The sequence below is a fragment of the Streptococcus infantis ATCC 700779 genome (assembly GCF_000187465.1).
Taxonomy (GTDB): Bacteria; Bacillota; Bacilli; order Lactobacillales; family Streptococcaceae; genus Streptococcus; species Streptococcus infantis.
In genome coordinates this window covers 1,362,581-1,380,921 of the sequence record NZ_GL732439.1, presented here as the reverse complement: position 1 = coordinate 1,380,921, position 18,341 = coordinate 1,362,581, and the positions used below count along the sequence as shown (strand labels likewise).

Annotated in this window: 20 protein-coding genes; 11 read left to right on the top strand and 9 right to left on the bottom strand. The window is 40.6% G+C overall.

Annotated elements, in window-relative coordinates:
- Positions 1 to 14: 14 nt before the first annotated feature.
- Positions 15 to 875, top strand: a complete 861-nt coding sequence (locus tag HMPREF9423_RS09310; RefSeq protein ID WP_006149052.1) for a DUF4299 family protein — start codon at positions 15 to 17, stop codon at positions 873 to 875.
- A gap of 104 nt (positions 876 to 979) precedes the next feature.
- On the opposite strand, the gene HMPREF9423_RS09305 is transcribed toward HMPREF9423_RS09310, so the two are convergent.
- From HMPREF9423_RS09305 to HMPREF9423_RS09285, 5 genes are all read right to left on the bottom strand, one after another.
- A complete protein-coding gene (locus tag HMPREF9423_RS09305; RefSeq protein ID WP_006149051.1) occupies positions 980 to 1,993 on the bottom strand; it encodes a DUF6574 domain-containing protein in 1,014 nt (337 codons plus the stop codon).
- 48 nt (positions 1,994 to 2,041) lie between these two features.
- Complete coding sequence (locus HMPREF9423_RS09300; RefSeq protein ID WP_006149050.1) at positions 2,042 to 2,995, bottom strand: DUF4097 family beta strand repeat-containing protein; 954 nt, start codon at positions 2,993 to 2,995, stop codon at positions 2,042 to 2,044.
- On the bottom strand, positions 2,988 to 3,581 hold the full coding sequence (locus tag HMPREF9423_RS09295; RefSeq protein ID WP_006149049.1) for a DUF1700 domain-containing protein: 594 nt from the start codon (positions 3,579 to 3,581) through the stop codon (positions 2,988 to 2,990). Before HMPREF9423_RS09295 ends, HMPREF9423_RS09300 begins: the two co-directional genes overlap by 8 nt.
- Positions 3,568 to 3,894 (bottom strand): PadR family transcriptional regulator, encoded by a 327-nt coding sequence (locus HMPREF9423_RS09290; RefSeq protein ID WP_006149048.1) that lies wholly within the window; start codon positions 3,892 to 3,894, stop codon positions 3,568 to 3,570. The genes HMPREF9423_RS09295 and HMPREF9423_RS09290 overlap by 14 nt, the downstream gene beginning before the upstream one ends.
- A 139-nt stretch (positions 3,895 to 4,033) precedes the next feature.
- Positions 4,034 to 5,200, bottom strand: a complete 1,167-nt coding sequence (locus HMPREF9423_RS09285) for a CynX/NimT family MFS transporter (protein WP_006149047.1) — start codon at positions 5,198 to 5,200, stop codon at positions 4,034 to 4,036.
- Positions 5,201 to 5,418: 218 nt separating this feature from the next.
- On the opposite strand from HMPREF9423_RS09285, the gene HMPREF9423_RS09280 reads away from it, so the two are divergent.
- The 5 genes from HMPREF9423_RS09280 (at position 5,419) to HMPREF9423_RS09260 (ending at position 9,744) form a co-directional block, all read left to right on the top strand.
- Positions 5,419 to 6,249 (top strand): glycosyltransferase, encoded by an 831-nt coding sequence (locus HMPREF9423_RS09280; RefSeq protein WP_006155605.1) that lies wholly within the window; start codon positions 5,419 to 5,421, stop codon positions 6,247 to 6,249.
- 78 nt (positions 6,250 to 6,327) lie between these two features.
- The gene (locus tag HMPREF9423_RS09275; RefSeq protein WP_006149045.1) at positions 6,328 to 8,178 is read left to right on the top strand and encodes a polysaccharide biosynthesis protein; all 1,851 of its coding nucleotides are present in this window, start codon (positions 6,328 to 6,330) and stop codon (positions 8,176 to 8,178) included.
- Positions 8,179 to 8,335: 157 nt separating this feature from the next.
- Positions 8,336 to 8,695, top strand: coding sequence for a DUF805 domain-containing protein (locus tag HMPREF9423_RS09270; RefSeq protein ID WP_006149044.1), 360 nt, complete (start codon positions 8,336 to 8,338; stop codon positions 8,693 to 8,695).
- 151 nt (positions 8,696 to 8,846) lie between these two features.
- Entirely contained in the window at positions 8,847 to 9,311 is a 465-nt protein-coding gene (locus HMPREF9423_RS09265; RefSeq protein ID WP_006149043.1) for a DUF805 domain-containing protein, read from the top strand.
- 73 nt (positions 9,312 to 9,384) lie between these two features.
- Positions 9,385 to 9,744, top strand: a complete 360-nt coding sequence (locus HMPREF9423_RS09260; RefSeq protein ID WP_006149041.1) for a DUF805 domain-containing protein — start codon at positions 9,385 to 9,387, stop codon at positions 9,742 to 9,744.
- A 76-nt stretch (positions 9,745 to 9,820) separates the two neighbouring features.
- Here HMPREF9423_RS09260 and HMPREF9423_RS09255 read toward each other — a convergent pair whose 3' ends face one another.
- The 3 genes from HMPREF9423_RS09255 to sdaAB are packed head-to-tail and all read right to left on the bottom strand — an operon-like array spanning position 9,821 to position 12,026.
- Entirely contained in the window at positions 9,821 to 10,450 is a 630-nt protein-coding gene (locus HMPREF9423_RS09255; RefSeq protein WP_006149040.1) for an HAD hydrolase-like protein, read from the bottom strand.
- A 23-nt stretch (positions 10,451 to 10,473) separates the two neighbouring features.
- Positions 10,474 to 11,346 (bottom strand): L-serine ammonia-lyase, iron-sulfur-dependent, subunit alpha, encoded by an 873-nt coding sequence (gene sdaAA, locus HMPREF9423_RS09250; RefSeq protein ID WP_006149038.1) that lies wholly within the window; start codon positions 11,344 to 11,346, stop codon positions 10,474 to 10,476.
- A gap of 8 nt (positions 11,347 to 11,354) precedes the next feature.
- A complete protein-coding gene (gene sdaAB / locus HMPREF9423_RS09245; RefSeq protein ID WP_006149037.1) occupies positions 11,355 to 12,026 on the bottom strand; it encodes an L-serine ammonia-lyase, iron-sulfur-dependent subunit beta in 672 nt (223 codons plus the stop codon).
- Between the two features lie 240 nt (positions 12,027 to 12,266).
- Here sdaAB and apf point away from each other — a divergent pair, with 240 nt between their 5' ends.
- Together apf and HMPREF9423_RS12680 are read left to right on the top strand one after the other, a co-directional pair.
- On the top strand, positions 12,267 to 12,893 hold the full coding sequence (gene apf, locus HMPREF9423_RS09240) for an aggregation-promoting factor (protein ID WP_006149036.1): 627 nt from the start codon (positions 12,267 to 12,269) through the stop codon (positions 12,891 to 12,893).
- Between the two features lie 276 nt (positions 12,894 to 13,169).
- The gene (locus HMPREF9423_RS12680; protein ID WP_080555147.1) at positions 13,170 to 13,367 is read left to right on the top strand and encodes a hypothetical protein; all 198 of its coding nucleotides are present in this window, start codon (positions 13,170 to 13,172) and stop codon (positions 13,365 to 13,367) included.
- A 178-nt stretch (positions 13,368 to 13,545) separates the two neighbouring features.
- Here the strand turns inward: HMPREF9423_RS12680 and HMPREF9423_RS09230 are convergent, their stop codons facing one another.
- A complete protein-coding gene (locus HMPREF9423_RS09230) occupies positions 13,546 to 14,349 on the bottom strand; it encodes a hypothetical protein (RefSeq protein WP_006149033.1) in 804 nt (267 codons plus the stop codon).
- Positions 14,350 to 14,653: 304 nt separating this feature from the next.
- Here HMPREF9423_RS09230 and mnmA point away from each other — a divergent pair, with 304 nt between their 5' ends.
- The 3 genes from mnmA to mnmG all read left to right on the top strand — a co-directional run bounded on the left by mnmA (position 14,654) and on the right by mnmG (position 18,297).
- Positions 14,654 to 15,775 carry a tRNA 2-thiouridine(34) synthase MnmA gene (gene mnmA / locus HMPREF9423_RS09225; RefSeq protein WP_006149031.1) on the top strand — a complete coding sequence of 374 codons (1,122 nt, stop codon included), beginning with the start codon at positions 14,654 to 14,656 and terminating at the stop codon, positions 15,773 to 15,775.
- A gap of 141 nt (positions 15,776 to 15,916) precedes the next feature.
- The gene (locus HMPREF9423_RS09220; RefSeq protein WP_006149029.1) at positions 15,917 to 16,372 is read left to right on the top strand and encodes an NUDIX hydrolase; all 456 of its coding nucleotides are present in this window, start codon (positions 15,917 to 15,919) and stop codon (positions 16,370 to 16,372) included.
- Positions 16,373 to 16,380: 8 nt separating this feature from the next.
- Positions 16,381 to 18,297, top strand: coding sequence for a tRNA uridine-5-carboxymethylaminomethyl(34) synthesis enzyme MnmG (gene mnmG / locus HMPREF9423_RS09215; protein ID WP_006149027.1), 1,917 nt, complete (start codon positions 16,381 to 16,383; stop codon positions 18,295 to 18,297).
- The last annotated feature ends 44 nt before the right edge of the window (positions 18,298 to 18,341 follow it).

Sequence of the window (18,341 nt, the reverse complement as noted above, 5' to 3'; positions counted from 1 at the left end):
CAAAGGAGACCATTATGGTGAAGACATTTTTTATTCCAAATAAACAAAGTATTTTAGGACAACAGGAGATTCATACAGCTAAATCAATTTTAGGCTTAGTAGAAGGCCTAGAGTCGCATAGTTATGATGCTGTCTACCTCCGTCAACCTCTCAATCGCCTTGAGTATATCGAGTGTGCTGTTGTGGGAAAATCTCAGTTTCTCTTTAAAGTTCGCTACCTTGACTCTCAAAACGGCTATCAAGTCATCATTCCTGACTTGATTACAAGAGCTGACTGGGAGATAGTAGAAGAGCTCTTGCGAGCTTTGTCTAGCAAGGTTGGTGAAGCAGTTGAAGGCTTGGCAGACTTTGATTTGGAAAACTATTTCCAAGAAACGGTTAAGAACTATCTAGCTGATAAGGCTGCTCGTTTAGGTTTCTGTCAGGGTATTCTATCAACTATTTACTTTGATAAGAAGGATTTGGAGAGTTTCTTGGAAGAAGATGGCTTGGCACGTTTTGAAGAGCTAGTTAAGAGAGTTCAAGGATCAGATGCCTATCCTTCCAGTGCCAAATTCTATCCAGATGGTGAAGGTAAGATTCATGGGGTCTATCACCTAGCTCAGGGAGTAAAAACCATTTTGCCAAAAGAACCGGTGATTCCTGCTCCTTACGTTGAGCAATTGGTAGGCAAGGAACTTGTTTGGGAGATTGATTTGGTAAAAATCTCTGGGGATGGCTCAAAACCAGAAGACTATGAAGCAGTAGCCAGATTAGATTACAAAGCCTTTTTAGGAGCTTTGCCAAGAGAACTTTATCAGGACTTGGATGCTAACCAAGTAGAAGTAGGACCTGTTTCAGGGGAAGATTTTGATAACTTAGTAAAAGGTAACTAGAGGCATAAATGAAAGAGATTGGTTTTAAATAATGTGAAAAGGCAGGTCGCTTGATCTGCTTTTTGTGTACACAAAAAAACCTGTCAGAGTGACAGGTTTTTATCCTACATAAAAGCAAGGATTCGAAGATAGTCAAAAACAAGAGCCATTTCTGCTAGAAAGAAGAGAAATAGAACACCACCGTTGACTAGGAAAGCTAAGAGAAGGCGATAGAAGGGATCGGTTTGACTATCCTTGCTAGGTCTTGAGATAAAGTAGAGATTGGCCAAGAGAGTCAGACCAATGCTAATCAAGCAAAGTAATACTGCAAATCGTAGACCATTAAAAAGAGCGAAGAAACTAGCAATACCTGTAAAGAGAACTGGGATAGCCAAGAGCCTGCTATGTGCTTGAAAGGTTCTTTCTAATGTCCAATCACTGTCCTGGTCGACAAAACGTTTGACTACAAATCCACCCATGAGAATTGAAAAGAAGAAGAGACTTGTCGCTACTAGGATGGAGAAGACCGAGAAGAGATTGAGAGACGGGAATTGTTCCATGAAGTGAGCATTGATGCTTGCCATACGACCATAGTAGCCTTGTTTGGCGTGATAAACTATAAAGAGAAAACTTGTAGCAGAAAAGATAGTTAGGAGCGCAAAGGCATTATAACTATGTTTTTTATCTGAACCAATGCTTGCTGTTGGCTCTTTAAGAGCACCTTGTAACCAGACCCAAAAATCAGCCAATTCTTCTTTGAAGATTGCAGTTTTTGTAGGGACAGGATCTGGGACAAATGGACTTTCCAAAGATTTGCTAGGCTGAGGTGCTTCCTTAGCTGGTTTTTCTGCTTGATCTGTCTTTATTGCCAGTTCTTCTTGTTCTTCAGTCTCTACAGGTTCTTCTGACTTGTATATCTTTTCTGTATTTTCCACGATTTCTTCGTGTTCGTCATTCTCTACTTTTTCTAGGTCAGTTTCCTTATCCTCTTGATTGGCTTGAGGATTTTCCTCAACTACTGGCAACTCTTCTTTTTCTTTTAACTCTTCTTGGGGAATGACTGGGTCAGATGGGTTATCTTTTTTCTCATTGTTGGCTGTTTTCTCGAAATCAGCACTTTCGAACCATTCTTGAGTCATGATGGGACCTCCTTTTTTATTTCTTGTTTGAGTAGTAATGATTAACTATTATTCATAATTTCTCGAATTGGGTGAGCGATCCGGTTCGTCTGGAATGTTGATATCTTGATCCGCCTTTGCTACGAGGAGATCTTGCGTATCTTTTTTCTCTACGTTGTAAGGATTGGAGAATTCTTCGTCCTTATTTTCATGATTTCCCTGGACAGGATGAACTCCTTCTCGAGTTCGATGATAAATAGCGCCGTGTTCAGATGAGAGGTTAAGATTAATTCTCTCAAGTTCTTTTTTGGATAACTGGATGACCATATCTTTTTTTGCCTTTAGCTCTACCTTACCGTGCACTTGGATATCGTCTGTAGTGATATGTTCATGGTCTGCTTGGATGCGGCTATCTGTTAGACTGGATTCAAATACATTGACAATTCCAGTTGTGGTCAGCTGGCTATTTTTGATTTCGCTATTAGTGATACGAAGAAGATAGCCATTTGACAGAATCTTGGCATTGCTGAGTTTTACATCGGCAATCGAAAGGACACCATGATTAACCTGCGCTGTTAGGTTTTTTAATTCTCTTCCTTTTGGTAGTGATAGAACGACTTCATTATTGTGACTTGAGACTCCACTTGCGATAAATAGGATTCCCTCGATACTAGAACCTAGAGAATGACGTGTCGTTGACTTGGTATCTGAAATCTCAAGAGTTTTTTCTTTGATAGAATTTTGAAGATTTTCTTTTTCAGAGAAGGTTGGATGATACTGGATGTGGATCTTGTCATCGCTAGATTCTCTAATGACTAACGAATGTTCTGTCAGTGACATGTTAAGATTTTCAATATCTTGATCAAAAACGAGCTCTTCCATTCGGCTCTCAAAGACTGGTTTTTGTGACATTGCAAGGAGGCCTCTGATACCGTCTGTTTGGATGCCGATGATCATCATGGCAAAACCGATGATACTAGTAACAACACCAAAGATAAGAAATCCTTTTGTTAATTTACGCATGACTTTCACCTCTCTTTCCTCTATTAAGAATCCACTGAATAAGTCGAAGGATTAGTAATCCAAAGAAACGTGTTACATAGGACGTTGCCAGCAGAACTAAAGATGAAGCTCCAATAGCCAGCAAACCTCCACCAAAAATCAGCATAAAAGCAGATGTCGATTCAGCCAGAACGTAGAAGCTTTCAAATAGGAGAACGCCTCCTAGGATTAGTCCAGCTGCTGATACAGCAAAGAAGGCTAAAAGTACACTAACCGCAGCGATAAAAATCCCGATGATAGCCATGAGAAGACCAATCCCGACTGGAATCCCAATAGGTGCAGCCAGAAGTGCGAGGATTGCGATTTGTAAAACTTGACGGTTGTTCTTATTTGAATTTTCTTCGTTGATTTTCTTATCAAGAAGTGTAGTCAGGATGTCATGGGCAGCCTCTTTTGGACTACCGAGACTAGCTATGAGTTCTTTCTCACCTTCTGGACCAGCATCATCAAAGAGTTCTTTGAAGTAGTCCATGGCTTCGATGCGATCAGATTGAGGAAGCTTCATCAGATAGGCTTCAAGCTGATTCAAATATTCAGTTCTTGTCATGGCGAATGCTCCCTTCTATGATGCCATTGATAGTGTCAGTGTAGAGTGTCCACTCTTCTCTGAGTACAAATAGTTGCTCCTCCCCAATCTCTGTTAAGGAGTAGTATTTCCGCATCCGACCTTGGTATTCGCGAGAGTATGTAGTCAGATAGCGGTTGGTATCCAGTTTTTTCAAGATGGGGTAGAGGGTAGATTCCTTGATTTTGGCAATGAGTTTAATGGTTTGACTAATCTCATAACCATAGGAATCCCCTTGTTCTAGAATGGCCAAGATGAGAAATTCAATCAAAGCCGCTGATGTCGGAAAATACATGGGGCACCTCCTTTTTAGTATATAAAAATTTTATATATAATTATTCTACACATACATCATACATCTAATTGTAAGCCCTGTCAAGCAATATGTGTAAAAATTTTATATATAAAAAAATCTTCTAGAAAAAACTAGAAGATTAGAGGATTTTATCTGCTCGATCTACCATAAAGAGGGAGATTGTCATGATGATATCAATAACTAGAAGAACCAATACAGCTGGGATCCAGGAACGGAACATGTCAAAGCTATAACCAAAGAGAGTTGGGCCGATGGCTGCCAAAATGTAGCCTCCGGTCTGGGCAAGTCCAGATAATTGGGCCGTCTTTTCAGGGGAGCTAGTTTTGATGGAGAAGCAAACCATGAGATAAGGGAAAAGAGCGCTACAGGCAGTACCAATCAAGAGATGCGCTACTAACCAGTAGAGGAAACTCTTGCTCGGGTATAAGAGCATGGTAATTCCAAGCAATCCAGCGATAGAGATGACTGTCAGCATGATTTGACGGTGACGATTGGACAAACGAGTCGTTAAACTTGGAATAGTCATAGAGAAGGGGATACTAGTTAGAGAAAAGATCGAAGCTAAAAGACCGGCGTCTGTGTTAGATAAGCCAGCACGGATTGCCATGGTAGGTAACCAGGTCATACTGGTATAGAAGAGTAAGGACTGAAGTCCACCGAAAACAATAATAGCCCAAACTTCCTTGTTTTTTAAGATATTCTCTTTCTTTTGTTTTTTCTCACTTCCTTTTAGAAAATGATTGTGACGATGATTGGGGAGCCAGGCAACTAAAGTTAGTAGACAGGCCAAGGATAAACAGAGAATCAAGCCTTTCCAAGATGTTGCCTGAGTAATGGGGACTGAGAGATAGGAAGCAAGAGCCGTTGTAATCCCCATAGAGGTTACATAGATGGTTGTCAGAAAGCCAATTTTTTGTGGGTGATTGGCCTGAATGGCGCTAGGAAGGAGCACGTTAAAGATCGCAATACTTGCTCCGATGAGTAAAGTCCCTAGATAGAGTAGAGGAAGATTAAAGATACGAATCACTGAACCGATGGTCAATACGATAAGACTATAGGTGAAAAGATGCTCGAGTCCAATTTTTTGAGCTAAACGAGTTGCAAAAGAGGAGAAGAGAGCAAACATCAAGAGAGGGAGACTGGTCAAAACACCAAGTGAACTAACTTCCACGCCTAAACCTTGGGCAATATCTCCTAAAATAGTCGGTAGGGCTGTAAAAGGAGCTCTTAAGACCGCTCCAATTAAGATAATTCCTAGAATAAAAAAGAGTGATCGTTTTTTCATGTGAACCTCAATAAGCTGATTTTGATAACAGCTTATTTTAATTTTTTTTCCTAAAGATGTCAAGTTGACCTGACGTGATTCGCTACGTAGTCGATAGAAATCATAGTAAAGAAGGACAATATATTTACTAGTTTTTTTCTGGGATTCAAATAAAAATAGGAAAGTCTGAAAAATTGTGATAAAATAGTGAAAGAAAATCTATACATTGGAGAACTACTGTGTCTGAAAATCGTAAATTTAGCGTCCTGATGTCAGTCTATGTTAAAGAAAATCCAGTCTTTCTAGAAGAGGCGGTAGAGAGTATCATACATCAAACGCTCAAATCTAGCGAAGTGGTAATCGTCGAAGATGGTCCGCTGACACCTGAACTGTATCAAGTTTTGGAGAAATTGGAAGCACAGTCAAGTATTCCAATCAAACGTTGTCCACTTGAGCAAAATCGCGGCTTAGGTTTAGCGCTTCAGTACGGTGTCTTACAGTGCCAATATGACGTCATTGCTCGTATGGATACAGATGATATTGCTGTTGAAGACCGTTTCGAACAACAGTTCGAATTGATGGAAAAAGAAAACTTGGACCTGCTAGGTGGTCATATCGCAGAGTTTATCGACCAACCTGACGAGATTGTGTCTTACCGTCGTGTACCGACTAAGCATGAGGATATCATTGTCTACCAACGTATGAGAAGTGCTTTTAACCACATGACTGTTATGTTCAAAAAAGAAATGGTTCTCAAAGCTGGTAACTACGAGGATGGCCTTTATATGGAAGATGATCTTCTCTGGCTCAATATGATTAGTGCAGGAGCTCGAACTGGAAATGTGGATCAAATTCTATGTAAGGTGCGCGTGGGAGCTGGGATGTTTGAACGACGTGGAGGTCTTCGCTATCTCAAACTCTATCGCCAAGCACGAAAGAGAATGCACGCACGTGGACAGATTTCTTATGGCGAATATCTGAAAAGTGTTTTAATCCAAGTTGTCGTTGCCCTATGTCCAGGATTTGTGCGACAGTTTATATTTTTGAAACTTCTAAGAAACAGCAAGTAATGTCTAGCTGATAGGATTTTAAAACTATATCTTATCACTGCTAGCAAATGTGATTCTGTGTAGGAGGATACCATTCACATGAATAAAAAAATAACAGATTACGTAATTGATCTGGTTGAAGTATTAAATAAACAACAGAAACAAATTTTTTGGGGATTTTTTGATATTGCCAGTATGGTCTTATCAATTATTGTTTCCTATATTCTATTTTATGGCTTGATTAATCCAGCTCCGGTAGACTATGTCATTTACACAGGTCTAACCTTCCTTTTCTACCAACTGATGATTGGATTCTGGGGGCTTAATGCTAGTATTAGTCGATATAGCAAAATAACAGATTTCATGAAGATTTTCTTCGGAGTAACTATCAGTAGTATCTTATCTTATGTGATCTGCTATGCTTTCTTGCCGCTCTTTTCTATCCGCTTTATCGTACTCTTTATCCTATTAACAACTTTCTTGATTCTACTTCCTCGTATCACTTGGCAGTTGATTTACTCAAGACGTAAAAAGGGAAATGGAGCTGGAGAACACCGTCGTACCTTCTTGATTGGTGCTGGTGATGGTGGCGCGCTCTTTATGAACAGCTACCAACATCCTACTAGTGACCTTGAACTAGTTGGGATTTTGGATAATGATGAAAAGAAAAAAGGACAAAAACTTGGGAAAATCCCAGTTTTGGGTTCTTATGATGATCTACCAGAATTGGCTAAACGTTACAGAGTTGAAAAAGTTATCGTTGCGATTCCGTCTCTAGATCCATCTGAATATGAACGAATCCTACAAATGTGTAACCGTATCGGTGTAAAATGCTTTAAGATGCCGATGATTGAGTCAGTTGTGCAAGGTATCCAGCCTCAAGCAGGTGGTCTCCAGAAAATTGATATCACGGACCTGTTGGGACGTAAAGAGATTCAGCTTGATGAATCACGTCTGGGTTCTGAAATCACTGGCAAAACAATCTTGGTGACTGGAGCCGGAGGCTCGATTGGTTCAGAAATCTGCCGTCAAGTCAGTCGCTTCAATCCTGAACGTGTCATTTTGCTCGGTCATGGAGAAAACTCTATTTATCTGATTTACCATGAATTGATTCGCAAGTTCCAGGAAATTGATTTTGTTCCTGTCATTGCTGATATTCAAGATTACGATCGTTTGCTTCAAGTTTTTGAACAGTACGAACCAGCGATTGTTTACCATGCTGCAGCCCATAAACATGTTCCGATGATGGAGCGCAATCCGAACGAAGCCTTTAAGAATAATATCCTTGGAACTTATAATGTTGCTAAGGCAGTTGACGCTACTCGAGTTCCAAAAATGGTCATGATTTCGACAGATAAGGCCGTTAATCCACCAAACGTAATGGGAGCAACAAAACGTGTGGCTGAGTTGATTGTCACTGGATTTAATCAACGTAGCCAATCTACTTATTGTGCGGTTCGCTTCGGTAACGTACTCGGTAGCCGTGGTAGTGTGATTCCTGTCTTTGAACGTCAGATTGCTGAAGGTGGGCCTGTAACGGTGACAGACTTCCGAATGACTCGTTACTTTATGACCATTCCAGAAGCTAGTCGCTTGGTGATTCATGCGGGCGCTTATGCAAAGGATGGGGAAGTCTTTATCCTTGATATGGGCAAACCTGTACGCATTTACGATTTGGCTAAGAAAATGGTTCTACTCAGTGGTCATACTGAAAATGAAATTCCAATCGTAGAAGTAGGTATTCGCCCAGGTGAAAAACTATATGAAGAGTTGCTTGTATCAACTGAACTAATTGACAATCAAGTAATGGACAAAATCTTTGTTGGTAAAGTAAATGTAATGCCTCTTGAGATGATCAATCAGAAGATTGAAGAGTTCCGTACCTTGCAAGGCTCTGAATTGAAGAGAGCAATCATAGCTTTTGCTAATGAAACAACACATGCTGACTAAAAATAGATAAGATACTATCTGCAACTTCTGTTTATGAGAAAGAGCGGATAGTATCTTTTTTCTAGATTTCGAGAGACTTTCAGAGTTTTTTGAACAAACTTGTTATTATTGAACAGATATGGTAAACTATAGTAAATAAAAAATTAGGGAGTAACTTATGATTAACGCAATTAAAAATTTCTTTAAAGGTTATGTAGATTTTTCAGGACGTTCAACTCGCGCAGATTACTGGTGGATTTGGTTGGCAAACATTATCCTTTCTATTCCTTTCTACATGGTATACGGTGCTGCAATGGCAAATCCAGATAGCGAAGCTGCTGTTATGACTTTGGGTCTTTTCGTATTTATTTATCTCATTTTTAGTCTAGCAGTTTTATTGCCTGGACTAGCACTGACAGTTCGTCGCCTACGTGACGCTGGTTTCCATTGGGCGCTCATCTTCGTTGCCTTTATTCCAATGGTTGGAGGTATCGTACTTTTGGTGCTCCTAGCTATGCCAACAAAGGAAACACTATAAGATTAACTATCTGAAGAATGCTACAAGGACGAAGATTTTTCAGTCTTGTCGAATAATTTGCTAACACTCCCAGGTCTTTTACTAGATTTGGGAGTGTTCTATAACTGTACAGTTTAGTATCTACTGATAAAATAAAAAATGGGAGTATCATATGATTAACGCGTATAAGAATTTTTTTAAGAATTATGCAGAGTTTACTGGGCGTTCGACGCGTCCAGATTTCTGGTGGGTTTGGTTAGGAAACCTCATCCTTTCTATTCCTTTCTGGATTATCTATTTCTACACTGTATTTCTTAGTGCCGTGATGGATTCAGTGAGCGATTCAGCCAGCGAAGCTACTTTTATGGTTTTGGGTTTAGTTGTCATTATTTATGCAATTTTCTACCTAGCAATCTTAGTACCGACTTTAGCTTTATCAGTTCGCCGTTTGCGTGATGCTGGTTTTCTCTGGGCCTTTATCTTCCTTCGCTTTGTTCCAATGGGAGGGATAGCTCTTTTGATTCTTTTCGCTATGCCGACAAAAGAAACTGAAGTGGTAAACTATAGTGAATCTCAGGCAGTTAATGTCGAAGAAGGCATCGAAGATACACCGTTCGAAGAATCAGATAAGAACTAAGAGATTCTTGCTTTACGGTTGAATCTTGTCTGGTAGTTCTTATGCCTGTTTAACATATAATTAGGAGTATCATATGATTAACGCTTATAAAAATTTCTTTAAAGGGTTTGCAGACTTTTCAGGCCGTTCAACGCGTCCGGACTTTTGGTGGGTTTGGATAATGAATACTATTTTGTCCATTCCTCTTTATATTACCTATTTTCAGGCTGTCTTCACTGAAGAAGAAGTAGCAGACCCTATCGCAAGTGTGGGAATTCTGAGTTTTTATATCATTTTTTATCTAGTGATATTCATACCGAGTATCGCTCTAAGAGTTCGTCGTTTACGTGATGCAGGCTTTCATTGGACCTTCATTTTTCTCGCTTTCGCTCCAATGGGAGGATTTATTCTTTTAGTCCTGCTTGCAATGCCAACTAAGGAAGTAACTAGCTAATAAATGACAGATCAAAGCAAGAACAAATTAAAAAACACTCCAATTAAATTGGAGTGTTTTTTGTTTAGGGTTTCAATTATAGTTGACGTAAAATGTCTCTTGGTTGATGAGCGACCCAGTCAGGTTGATAGGTCATGAGTTCTTTTTCGTCACCAAATCCCCAAGTAACCGCTAGTTTTTTAATGCCAGTTTCTTGGGCGCCAATCATATCAAACTTAGTATCTCCGATAAGGATCACTTTTTGTGGGTCCAATTTATGAGTTGCCAAAGCTTGACGAATGACGTCTGACTTGTGCACTGCTTGAGGACTTGAACCATAGATGCCGTCAAAGAAATGATCGATTTCGAAATTAGCTGTCATATGGACTGCTGTCGGAGTATTTTTTGTTGTCGTGATATAGAGAGGATATTGTTGAGCTAGTTCAGTGAGTAGTTCCTTGATTTGTGGAAAGAGCTGAGCTTCGTAGACTCCTTTTTCCTTATAGTAGGAACGATAAAGCTGGATAGCCAGCTCAATCTGCTCAGTTGGTAAGCAACTAGCGAAACTAGTTTCCAAAGGAGGTCCCATAAAACCACGGATGGTTTTTGCATCTGGACTAGGGACTCCCAGTTGTTCAAAAGTATAGGTGAAGCCATTGTGAATACCGATCGAGCTGTCCACAAGGGTTCCATCTAAGTCGAAAAAGATGGCTGTTAGGGATGACATTGATTCTCCTAGTAATCTTGAAATTATTCGCCGAAGATTTCTTTTTGAAGGCGACGGCCTGTCGGTGTGGCTGCGAGACCACCTTCGGCAGTTTCACGAAAGGCAGTTGGGAGGCTAGAGCCTACTTGGTACATGGCATCAATGACTTCGTCAACTGGGATTTTTGATTCAATACCAGCTAAAGCCATATCAGCTGCGATGAAGGCGAAGCTTGCTCCCATGGCATTACGCTTAACACATGGAACCTCAACCAAACCTGCAACTGGATCGCAGATAAGACCGAGCATGTTTTTGATAACGAAGGCGATAGCCTGACTCGCTTGATAAGGAGTTCCACCTGCAGCTAGAGTTAGGGCAGCAGCGCTCATGGCAGAGGCAGATCCAACTTCGGCTTGACAGCCTCCTTCAGCTCCCGAGATAGAAGCGTTATTAGCAATGACAAGCCCAAAAGCACCAGCAGCAAAGAGAAAATCTAGTTGTTGTTCATGCGTTAAATCTAACTTTTGAATAGCAGATGTGAGAACTGCAGGAAGACATCCTGCGCTACCTGCGGTTGGTGTCGCACACACAAGGCCCATCTTGGCATTGTGCTCATTAACGGCAATGGCGTTACGGGCGGCAGACAAGACAGTGAAGTCTGATAAGGTCTTTCCTTTTTTGATGTAGTGGTCGAGCTTAGCTGCATCACCACCAGTCAAACCGCTACGAGATTTCTTTTCGCTGAGACCAAGCTCAACGGAAGCTTTCATGACTTCGAGGTTACGTTCCATGAGGAGGAGAACTTCCTCACGCTCTCTCCCAGTTAGCTCATACTCAGTAGCAATCATGAGCTCAGCAACATTTCCTTGGAAATCAAGTTCGGCTTGTTCGACTAATTCTTTGATAGAGTAAAACATATTTTCTCCTATTGAAAGAAATTGACATTGTGCAAATGAGGAATTTTCCGAATCTCTTCGATAGATTCTTCACAGTTACGACTATCAACTTCAATAATCATAATGGCCTTCTCCCCAGCCTTTTCTCGAGTTACATTCATTTGAGCGATATTGATATCAAAGCGAGAAAGAGCCTCAGTCACATGAGCAATCATACCTGGAACATCTTGATGAACGATGATGATGGTAGGGGTGTTCATGTTGAGAGATACGGCAAAACCATTGAGTTCGGTGACCTGGATATTTCCACCGCCGATTGAAATTCCTGTTACACTGATAGTCTTATGATCGTTCTTAACAGTGATTTTCGTAGTATTTGGGTGGGGAGCATTACTGTCCTTTTGGATGGTCCACACGATTTTAATGCCACGCTTGTGGGCAATTTCTAAACTATTTGGAATTTCAGGATCATCCGTATCCATTCCCAAAATACCAGCTACAAGGGCAAGGTCTGTCCCGTGTCCACGATAGGTTTTTGCAAAAGAGTTAAAAAGCTGGAATTCAACCTCCGTTGGAGTATCATCAAAGATAGATGAAACGATTTTACCGATACGAACAGCTCCTGCCGTGTGACTACTAGATGGCCCAATCATGACTGGTCCAATGATATCAAAGACAGATTGAAAACGAAGTGATTGCATCTGTTTCCCCTTAAAAAGATTCTTACTTCTATTATAGCAAAGATTAGATGTAAGTGCTTAATTACTTTCTGAAATATATAAAAAGATTAAAAAGCTTTTATAACAAGGGTTTTGTAACAAAAAGTGGCTTTTTTAAGTAAATAAATCACAGTTTTGTAACATTTCTACACAAATTCGTTAACAAATAGTAACCTTAGAAAGGTATCATGGTAGTATAAGAAAAAAGGAGAACTTTTTTAAATGAAATTAAATATTAAGACTAAACTTGCAGGATTTGCAGTTGTACTTGCTTTCCTTGCACCATCACTTACTTTTGCACAAGAAACAAAAACTTATACAGTTAAACCTGGAGATACTCTTTCAGAAATTGCTGAGACTTACAACACAACAGTTGAAAAATTAGCTAAATTGAACAACATTAAAAATGTTGACCTTATCTTTATTGACCAAGTATTGGTTATTGATGGGGAAGCTCCAGTTGCCCAAACTACAACAACAGAAGCACCTGTAGCAGAAGTTGAAGAAACTCCAGCAGTTGCTGAAACTGTTGTAGAAGAAACTACATACGAAGAAACTTACGAAGCTCCAGCTTCAGCACCTGCAGCAGCAGAAAGCTACTCAGCTCCAGCTGCAACTGTAAGCGGATCTGAAGCAGAAGCGAAAGAATGGATCGCTCAAAAAGAATCAGGCGGTAGCTACACAGCGACAAACGGACGTTATATCGGACGTTACCAATTGACAGATTCTTACTTGAACGGCAACTACTCAGCTGAAAACCAAGAACGTGTAGCAGACGCTTATGTTGCAGGACGTTACGGTTCATGGACAGCTGCTAAGAACTTCTGGCTTAACAACGGTTGGTACTAAGAAGATATAGAAAAGAAAGTCTCAATGACTTTCTTTTTTGTTTACAAAGATATCAACTTCTCGCTCTAGTTCTGTTAGTAAGAGCTCATCTTTTACTAGCTTAGCTAAGGAGAGTCCATTTTGTATCAACTGAGCATCATTAGTACAAATGCCTATACGAATATAGGAAAACGCAAGTGTGTCATACTGTCTGCTTATTTTTGCTTTCTCCAAGAGAGTGTACCAAAGCTGTTTGCAAAGTAACTTATCACCATTGTAAAGATAAAGAGTTGAGAGATTCAGCAACAACATCATATTTTGTCATTTTTATTATATCTAAACATGTCTACTAGTCCAATAATTGGACTAGTGATTGGACATACTGAAATAAATCCAATAAATTCTATTATTATAGCTCTTAGTACAATATGGGCATTAATTTTGATATTATCAAGGGTGTATAGAAAATATTTTTATAGAGACGAAGATGACTAAAGTTTTTATCAATAATTGGCTCCATAATATCTATAGGGAATTTACCAACTACAAATATCATAGAGCCCTAAAAAAGAGCCGTTTAAGGCTCTTTTTGTGTGTTTGCATTTGATGAGAGATCATTATAAACATTGGTGTTGAGGGCTTACAAGTTTATGGGATTTCGCCATCTAGATTATTAGTTAGACGAACTGGTTGTAACGCTATTAGACTCTGATTGAGAACCTGAAGAATCAGCAGTTTGACCTCCTGTATTAGCGCTATTATCTCCTCCACTACTAGTACTACCAGATGAAGACTGCTCAGCTGCAGGTGCTTGGGAATTAGATATGCTTCCATTTGTTTCTGGATAGCTTTGAATATAGCTACTATCTTCTGAACGGCTGGCTTCTATTCCGGCATCTCTAGTAGTCGTTTCCGTTTGGGTAGTTTTTTCTTCTTCTTTTTTGGTCAAGACTTCAACTTGTTTTTGGAATTTAGAGATTAGTTCTTGAATTGGTTTTATCTTTTCTTCAAGAGCAACTTGGTCGCTGGCAGAATTAATGTTTTTAATGATGTCTATTATTTTTTGCAAGGAAGTGATGGCTGTCTCAAGTGTTTGTTTATCTTGAAACTGGCTATCAGAATCCTTTATATCTAATTTCAAAGCTTTTTCACTATAATGATTTGTGACTTTATCGGCAGTAGAAGCGAGAAAGTCTGCTAATGTCTTTTTGCCTTCATCAGTAGTTGGTTTTAATTCTTGAATTTTTTTCCAATCTTCTATAATGGTTTCAGAATCAATATTGAAGTCTTTAATGGCGTTTTTTACTTGTTCGACATCTTGTTGATTTTTTTGTTGTTTGATGAGAGCAACGTTCCCTCTCTCTGCTTGGATTTTTTCTTGATGGAGGACTAAGCCTGTCAAAAGTCCAATACCTGCAATAAGTGTAATAATAAAAATAGTATTTTTTGATTTTAGAATATCTTTGTAGTTGTTCACATTAGTTCTACGCACATGGATGATGGTGTATATATGGAATCATGTGCGCATTCCTCCTTATTAAAGTATATCATTTTTAGTTGATTTTAAAAATAAGTTTTTAAAGAGAATAGATATTTGGGAATGAATTGATTTCTTTTGTATCCTATCTTCATGTATTGACAGAAGAGGTTGATAGTTTGTCAGCATCTTCCTTGTCTTCTCTATCTAAGCATGTTATAATGAAAACTGCTCAAACGACCTTCAATCGTGATAGCAAACACGACCTTCAATCGTGAATAAACGAATAGATGGGAGAACTACCATGAGTGATAACTCTAAAACACGTGTTGTCGTGGGGATGAGTGGTGGTGTCGATTCGTCGGTGACGGCTCTCTTACTCAAAGAACAGGGCTACGATGTGATCGGTATCTTCATGAAGAACTGGGACGACACAGATGAAAATGGCGTCTGTACGGCGACCGAAGATTACAAGGATGTGGCTGCGGTAGCAGACCAGATCGGCATTCCTTACTACTCTGTCAACTTTGAAAAAGAGTACTGGGACCGTGTTTTTGAGTATTTCCTAGCGGAATACCGTGCAGGACGCACGCCAAATCCAGACGTGATGTGTAACAAGGAAATCAAGTTTAAGGCCTTTTTGGACTATGCGATGACCTTGGGAGCAGACTATGTAGCGACTGGGCACTATGCCCGTGTGTTGCGTGATGAGGATGGAGTCGTTCACATGCTTCGTGGCGTGGACAATGGCAAAGACCAGACCTATTTCCTCAGTCAACTTTCGCAAGAACAATTACAAAAGACTATGTTCCCATTGGGACATTTGGAAAAGCCTGAAGTTCGCAAACTAGCAGAAGAAGCAGGTCTTGCGACTGCTAAGAAGAAAGACTCGACAGGGATTTGCTTTATCGGAGAAAAGAACTTTAAAGAATTTCTCAGTAACTACTTACCAGCCCAGCCTGGTCGAATGATGACTGTGGATGGTCGCGATATGGGTGAGCATGCTGGTCTGATGTACTATACGATCGGTCAGCGTGGCGGACTCGGTATCGGTGGACAACACGGCGGTGACAATGCTCCTTGGTTTGTTGTCGGTAAAGATTTGAGCCAGAACATTCTCTATGTAGGCCAAGGCTTCTACCATGATTCGCTCATGTCAACTAGCTTAGAAGCCAGTCAAGTCCACTTTACTCGTGACATGCCAGAGGAATTTACATTAGAATGTACGGCTAAATTCCGCTATCGTCAGCCTGACTCTAAAGTGACTGTACATGTCAAAGGGGATAAGGCAGAGGTCATCTTTGCGGAGCCACAGCGCGCCATTACACCAGGACAGGCAGTTGTCTTTTACGACGGCGAAGAATGTCTCGGTGGTGGTTTGATTGATAATGCTTACCGTGATGGCAAAGTTTGTCAGTACATTTAGATTGACAAATGTTCTCAATTTGCTACAATAATAACAGCAATAGAAATGATGGTCAAAGCTCATGGATGTTGCAGGTCTTTTTGTCCTGCGCTTCTTACGAGTTTTGACTGTTTTTGTGTCGTTTAAAGGGAAAGGACAAGAATGACTCAGCAAGACTTTCGGACAAAAGTTGGAAATACGGTTTTTGGCGTTCGGGCGACAGCTTTGATTCTTCAAAACCGCAAGCTCCTAGTCACCAAAGATAAGGACAAGTATTACACTATTGGCGGTGCCATCCAAGTCAATGAAAGTACGGAAGATGCCCTAGTGCGTGAAGTGAGTGAAGAATTGGATGTCAAAGCTCAAGCTGGGCAGCTAGCTTTCGTGGTTGAAAATCGTTTTGAAGAAGATGGTGTCTATTTTCACAACATCGAGTTTCATTATCTGGTGGATTTACTTGAGGATGCCCCATTGACCATGCAAGAAGATGAGAAAAAACAACCCTGTGAGTGGATTGACTTAGACAGGCTTGAGGATTTCCAACTAGTTCCAGCCTTTTTAAAAACAGCCCTGCCAGATTGGGACGGCCAACTAAGACACATTCATCTTGAAGAATAGGAGAGAAAATGACTTATAATTTTACGGAAGAATACGATATTATTGTAATCGGTGCGGGACATGCTGGGGTCGAAGCTTCCCTAGCTGCGAGCCGTATGGGTTGCAAGGTCTTGCTTGCGACTATCAACATTGAAATGTTGGCTTTCATGCCATGTAATCCGTCTATTGGTGGTTCTGCCAAGGGGATTGTCGTGCGTGAGGTAGATGCCCTTGGTGGCGAAATGGCTAAGACCATTGACAAGAGTTACATCCAGATGAAGATGCTCAACACTGGGAAGGGACCAGCTGTCCGTGCCCTTCGTGCGCAGGCTGACAAGGAACTTTACTCTAAGGAAATGCGCAAGACGGTTGAAAATCAAGAAAATCTAACCCTTCGTCAAACCATGATTGATGAGATTTTGGTGGAAGATGGTAAGGTTGTCGGTGTTCGTACAGCTACCCATCAAGAGTATGCTGCCAAGGCTGTTATCGTGACTACAGGGACAGCCCTTCGTGGGGAAATCATCATCGGAGATCTCAAGTATTCATCAGGTCCAAACCACAGTCTGGCTTCTATTAACCTAGCTGATAATCTCAAGGAACTTGGAATTGAAATCGGTCGTTTCAAGACAGGAACACCTCCACGTGTCAAGGCTTCCTCTATCAACTATGATGTGACAGAGATTCAGCCAGGAGATGAAACGCCAAATCACTTCTCATACACCTCACGTGATGAAGATTATGTCAAAGACCAAGTACCGTGCTGGTTGACCTATACCAATGGTACCAGTCATGAGATTATCCAAAACAACCTCCATCGTGCGCCTATGTTTACAGGTGTGGTTAAGGGAGTGGGACCTCGTTACTGTCCGTCGATTGAGGACAAGATTGTGCGTTTTGCAGACAAGGAACGTCACCAGCTTTTCCTTGAGCCAGAAGGACGAAACACAGAAGAAGTTTATGTGCAAGGTCTCTCAACCAGTCTTCCTGAGGATGTCCAACGTGACTTGGTTCATTCTATCAAAGGTTTGGAAAATGCAGAAATGATGCGTACAGGTTATGCAATTGAGTACGACATGGTCTTGCCTCATCAGTTGCGTGCAACGCTTGAAACCAAGAAAATCTCAGGACTTTTCACAGCTGGTCAGACAAATGGTACATCTGGTTACGAAGAGGCAGCAGGCCAAGGGATTATCGCGGGTATCAACGCAGCTCTGAAAATCCAAGGCAAGCCTGAGTTAATTTTGAAGCGCAGTGACGGTTATATCGGGGTTATGATTGATGACTTGGTGACCAAGGGGACCATTGAACCTTACCGTCTCTTGACCAGTCGTGCAGAATATCGACTCATTCTTCGTCATGACAATGCCGATATGCGTTTGACTGAGATGGGGCGCGAGATTGGGCTTGTTGACGATGAACGTTGGGCTCGTTTTGAAATCAAGAAAAATCAATTTGAAAATGAAATGAAGCGTTTAGACAGCATCAAACTCAAGCCGGTCAAGGAAACAAATGCTAAGGTTGAGGAGATGGGGTTCAAGCCATTGACAGATGCGGTGACAGCTAAGGAATTCCTTCGCCGCCCAGAAGTGTCTTACCAAGATGTGGTGGCCTTTATCGGACCTGCTGCTGAGGACTTGGATGACAAGATTATCGAATTGATTGAAACAGAAATCAAATACGAAGGCTATATTTCCAAAGCCATGGATCAGGTTGCCAAGATGAAACGGATGGAAGAAAAACGCATTCCTGCTAATATTGACTGGGATGACATTGACTCTATCGCAACCGAAGCTCGTCAGAAGTTCAAACTTATCAATCCAGAAACCATCGGCCAAGCCAGCCGTATTTCGGGAGTAAACCCAGCAGATATTTCTATTTTGATGGTGTATCTTGAAGGTAAAAATCGAAGCATTTCTAAAAACTTAGAAAAGAAAGCTGACTAAAAATAAAAAGCTGAATTCTCTATTGAGGGATTCAGCTTTTTTAG

Bases quoted from the DNA above. Each gene is read 5' to 3' on its own strand.
- HMPREF9423_RS09310 (WP_006149052.1), top strand. From the start codon at position 15: ATGGTGAAGACATTTTTTATTCCAAATAAACAAAGTATTTTAGGACAA.
- HMPREF9423_RS09305 (WP_006149051.1), bottom strand. From the start codon at position 1,993: ATGACTCAAGAATGGTTCGAAAGTGCTGATTTCGAGAAAACAGCCAAC.
- HMPREF9423_RS09300 (WP_006149050.1), bottom strand. From the start codon at position 2,995: ATGCGTAAATTAACAAAAGGATTTCTTATCTTTGGTGTTGTTACTAGT.
- HMPREF9423_RS09295 (WP_006149049.1), bottom strand. From the start codon at position 3,581: ATGACAAGAACTGAATATTTGAATCAGCTTGAAGCCTATCTGATGAAG.
- HMPREF9423_RS09290 (WP_006149048.1), bottom strand. From the start codon at position 3,894: ATGTATTTTCCGACATCAGCGGCTTTGATTGAATTTCTCATCTTGGCC.
- HMPREF9423_RS09285 (WP_006149047.1), bottom strand. From the start codon at position 5,200: ATGAAAAAACGATCACTCTTTTTTATTCTAGGAATTATCTTAATTGGA.
- HMPREF9423_RS09275 (WP_006149045.1), top strand. From the start codon at position 6,328: ATGAATAAAAAAATAACAGATTACGTAATTGATCTGGTTGAAGTATTA.
- HMPREF9423_RS09270 (WP_006149044.1), top strand. From the start codon at position 8,336: ATGATTAACGCAATTAAAAATTTCTTTAAAGGTTATGTAGATTTTTCA.
- HMPREF9423_RS09265 (WP_006149043.1), top strand. From the start codon at position 8,847: ATGATTAACGCGTATAAGAATTTTTTTAAGAATTATGCAGAGTTTACT.
- HMPREF9423_RS09260 (WP_006149041.1), top strand. From the start codon at position 9,385: ATGATTAACGCTTATAAAAATTTCTTTAAAGGGTTTGCAGACTTTTCA.
- HMPREF9423_RS09255 (WP_006149040.1), bottom strand. From the start codon at position 10,450: ATGTCATCCCTAACAGCCATCTTTTTCGACTTAGATGGAACCCTTGTG.
- sdaAA (WP_006149038.1), bottom strand. From the start codon at position 11,346: ATGTTTTACTCTATCAAAGAATTAGTCGAACAAGCCGAACTTGATTTC.
- sdaAB (WP_006149037.1), bottom strand. From the start codon at position 12,026: ATGCAATCACTTCGTTTTCAATCTGTCTTTGATATCATTGGACCAGTC.
- apf (WP_006149036.1), top strand. From the start codon at position 12,267: ATGAAATTAAATATTAAGACTAAACTTGCAGGATTTGCAGTTGTACTT.
- mnmA (WP_006149031.1), top strand. From the start codon at position 14,654: ATGAGTGATAACTCTAAAACACGTGTTGTCGTGGGGATGAGTGGTGGT.
- HMPREF9423_RS09220 (WP_006149029.1), top strand. From the start codon at position 15,917: ATGACTCAGCAAGACTTTCGGACAAAAGTTGGAAATACGGTTTTTGGC.
- mnmG (WP_006149027.1), top strand. From the start codon at position 16,381: ATGACTTATAATTTTACGGAAGAATACGATATTATTGTAATCGGTGCG.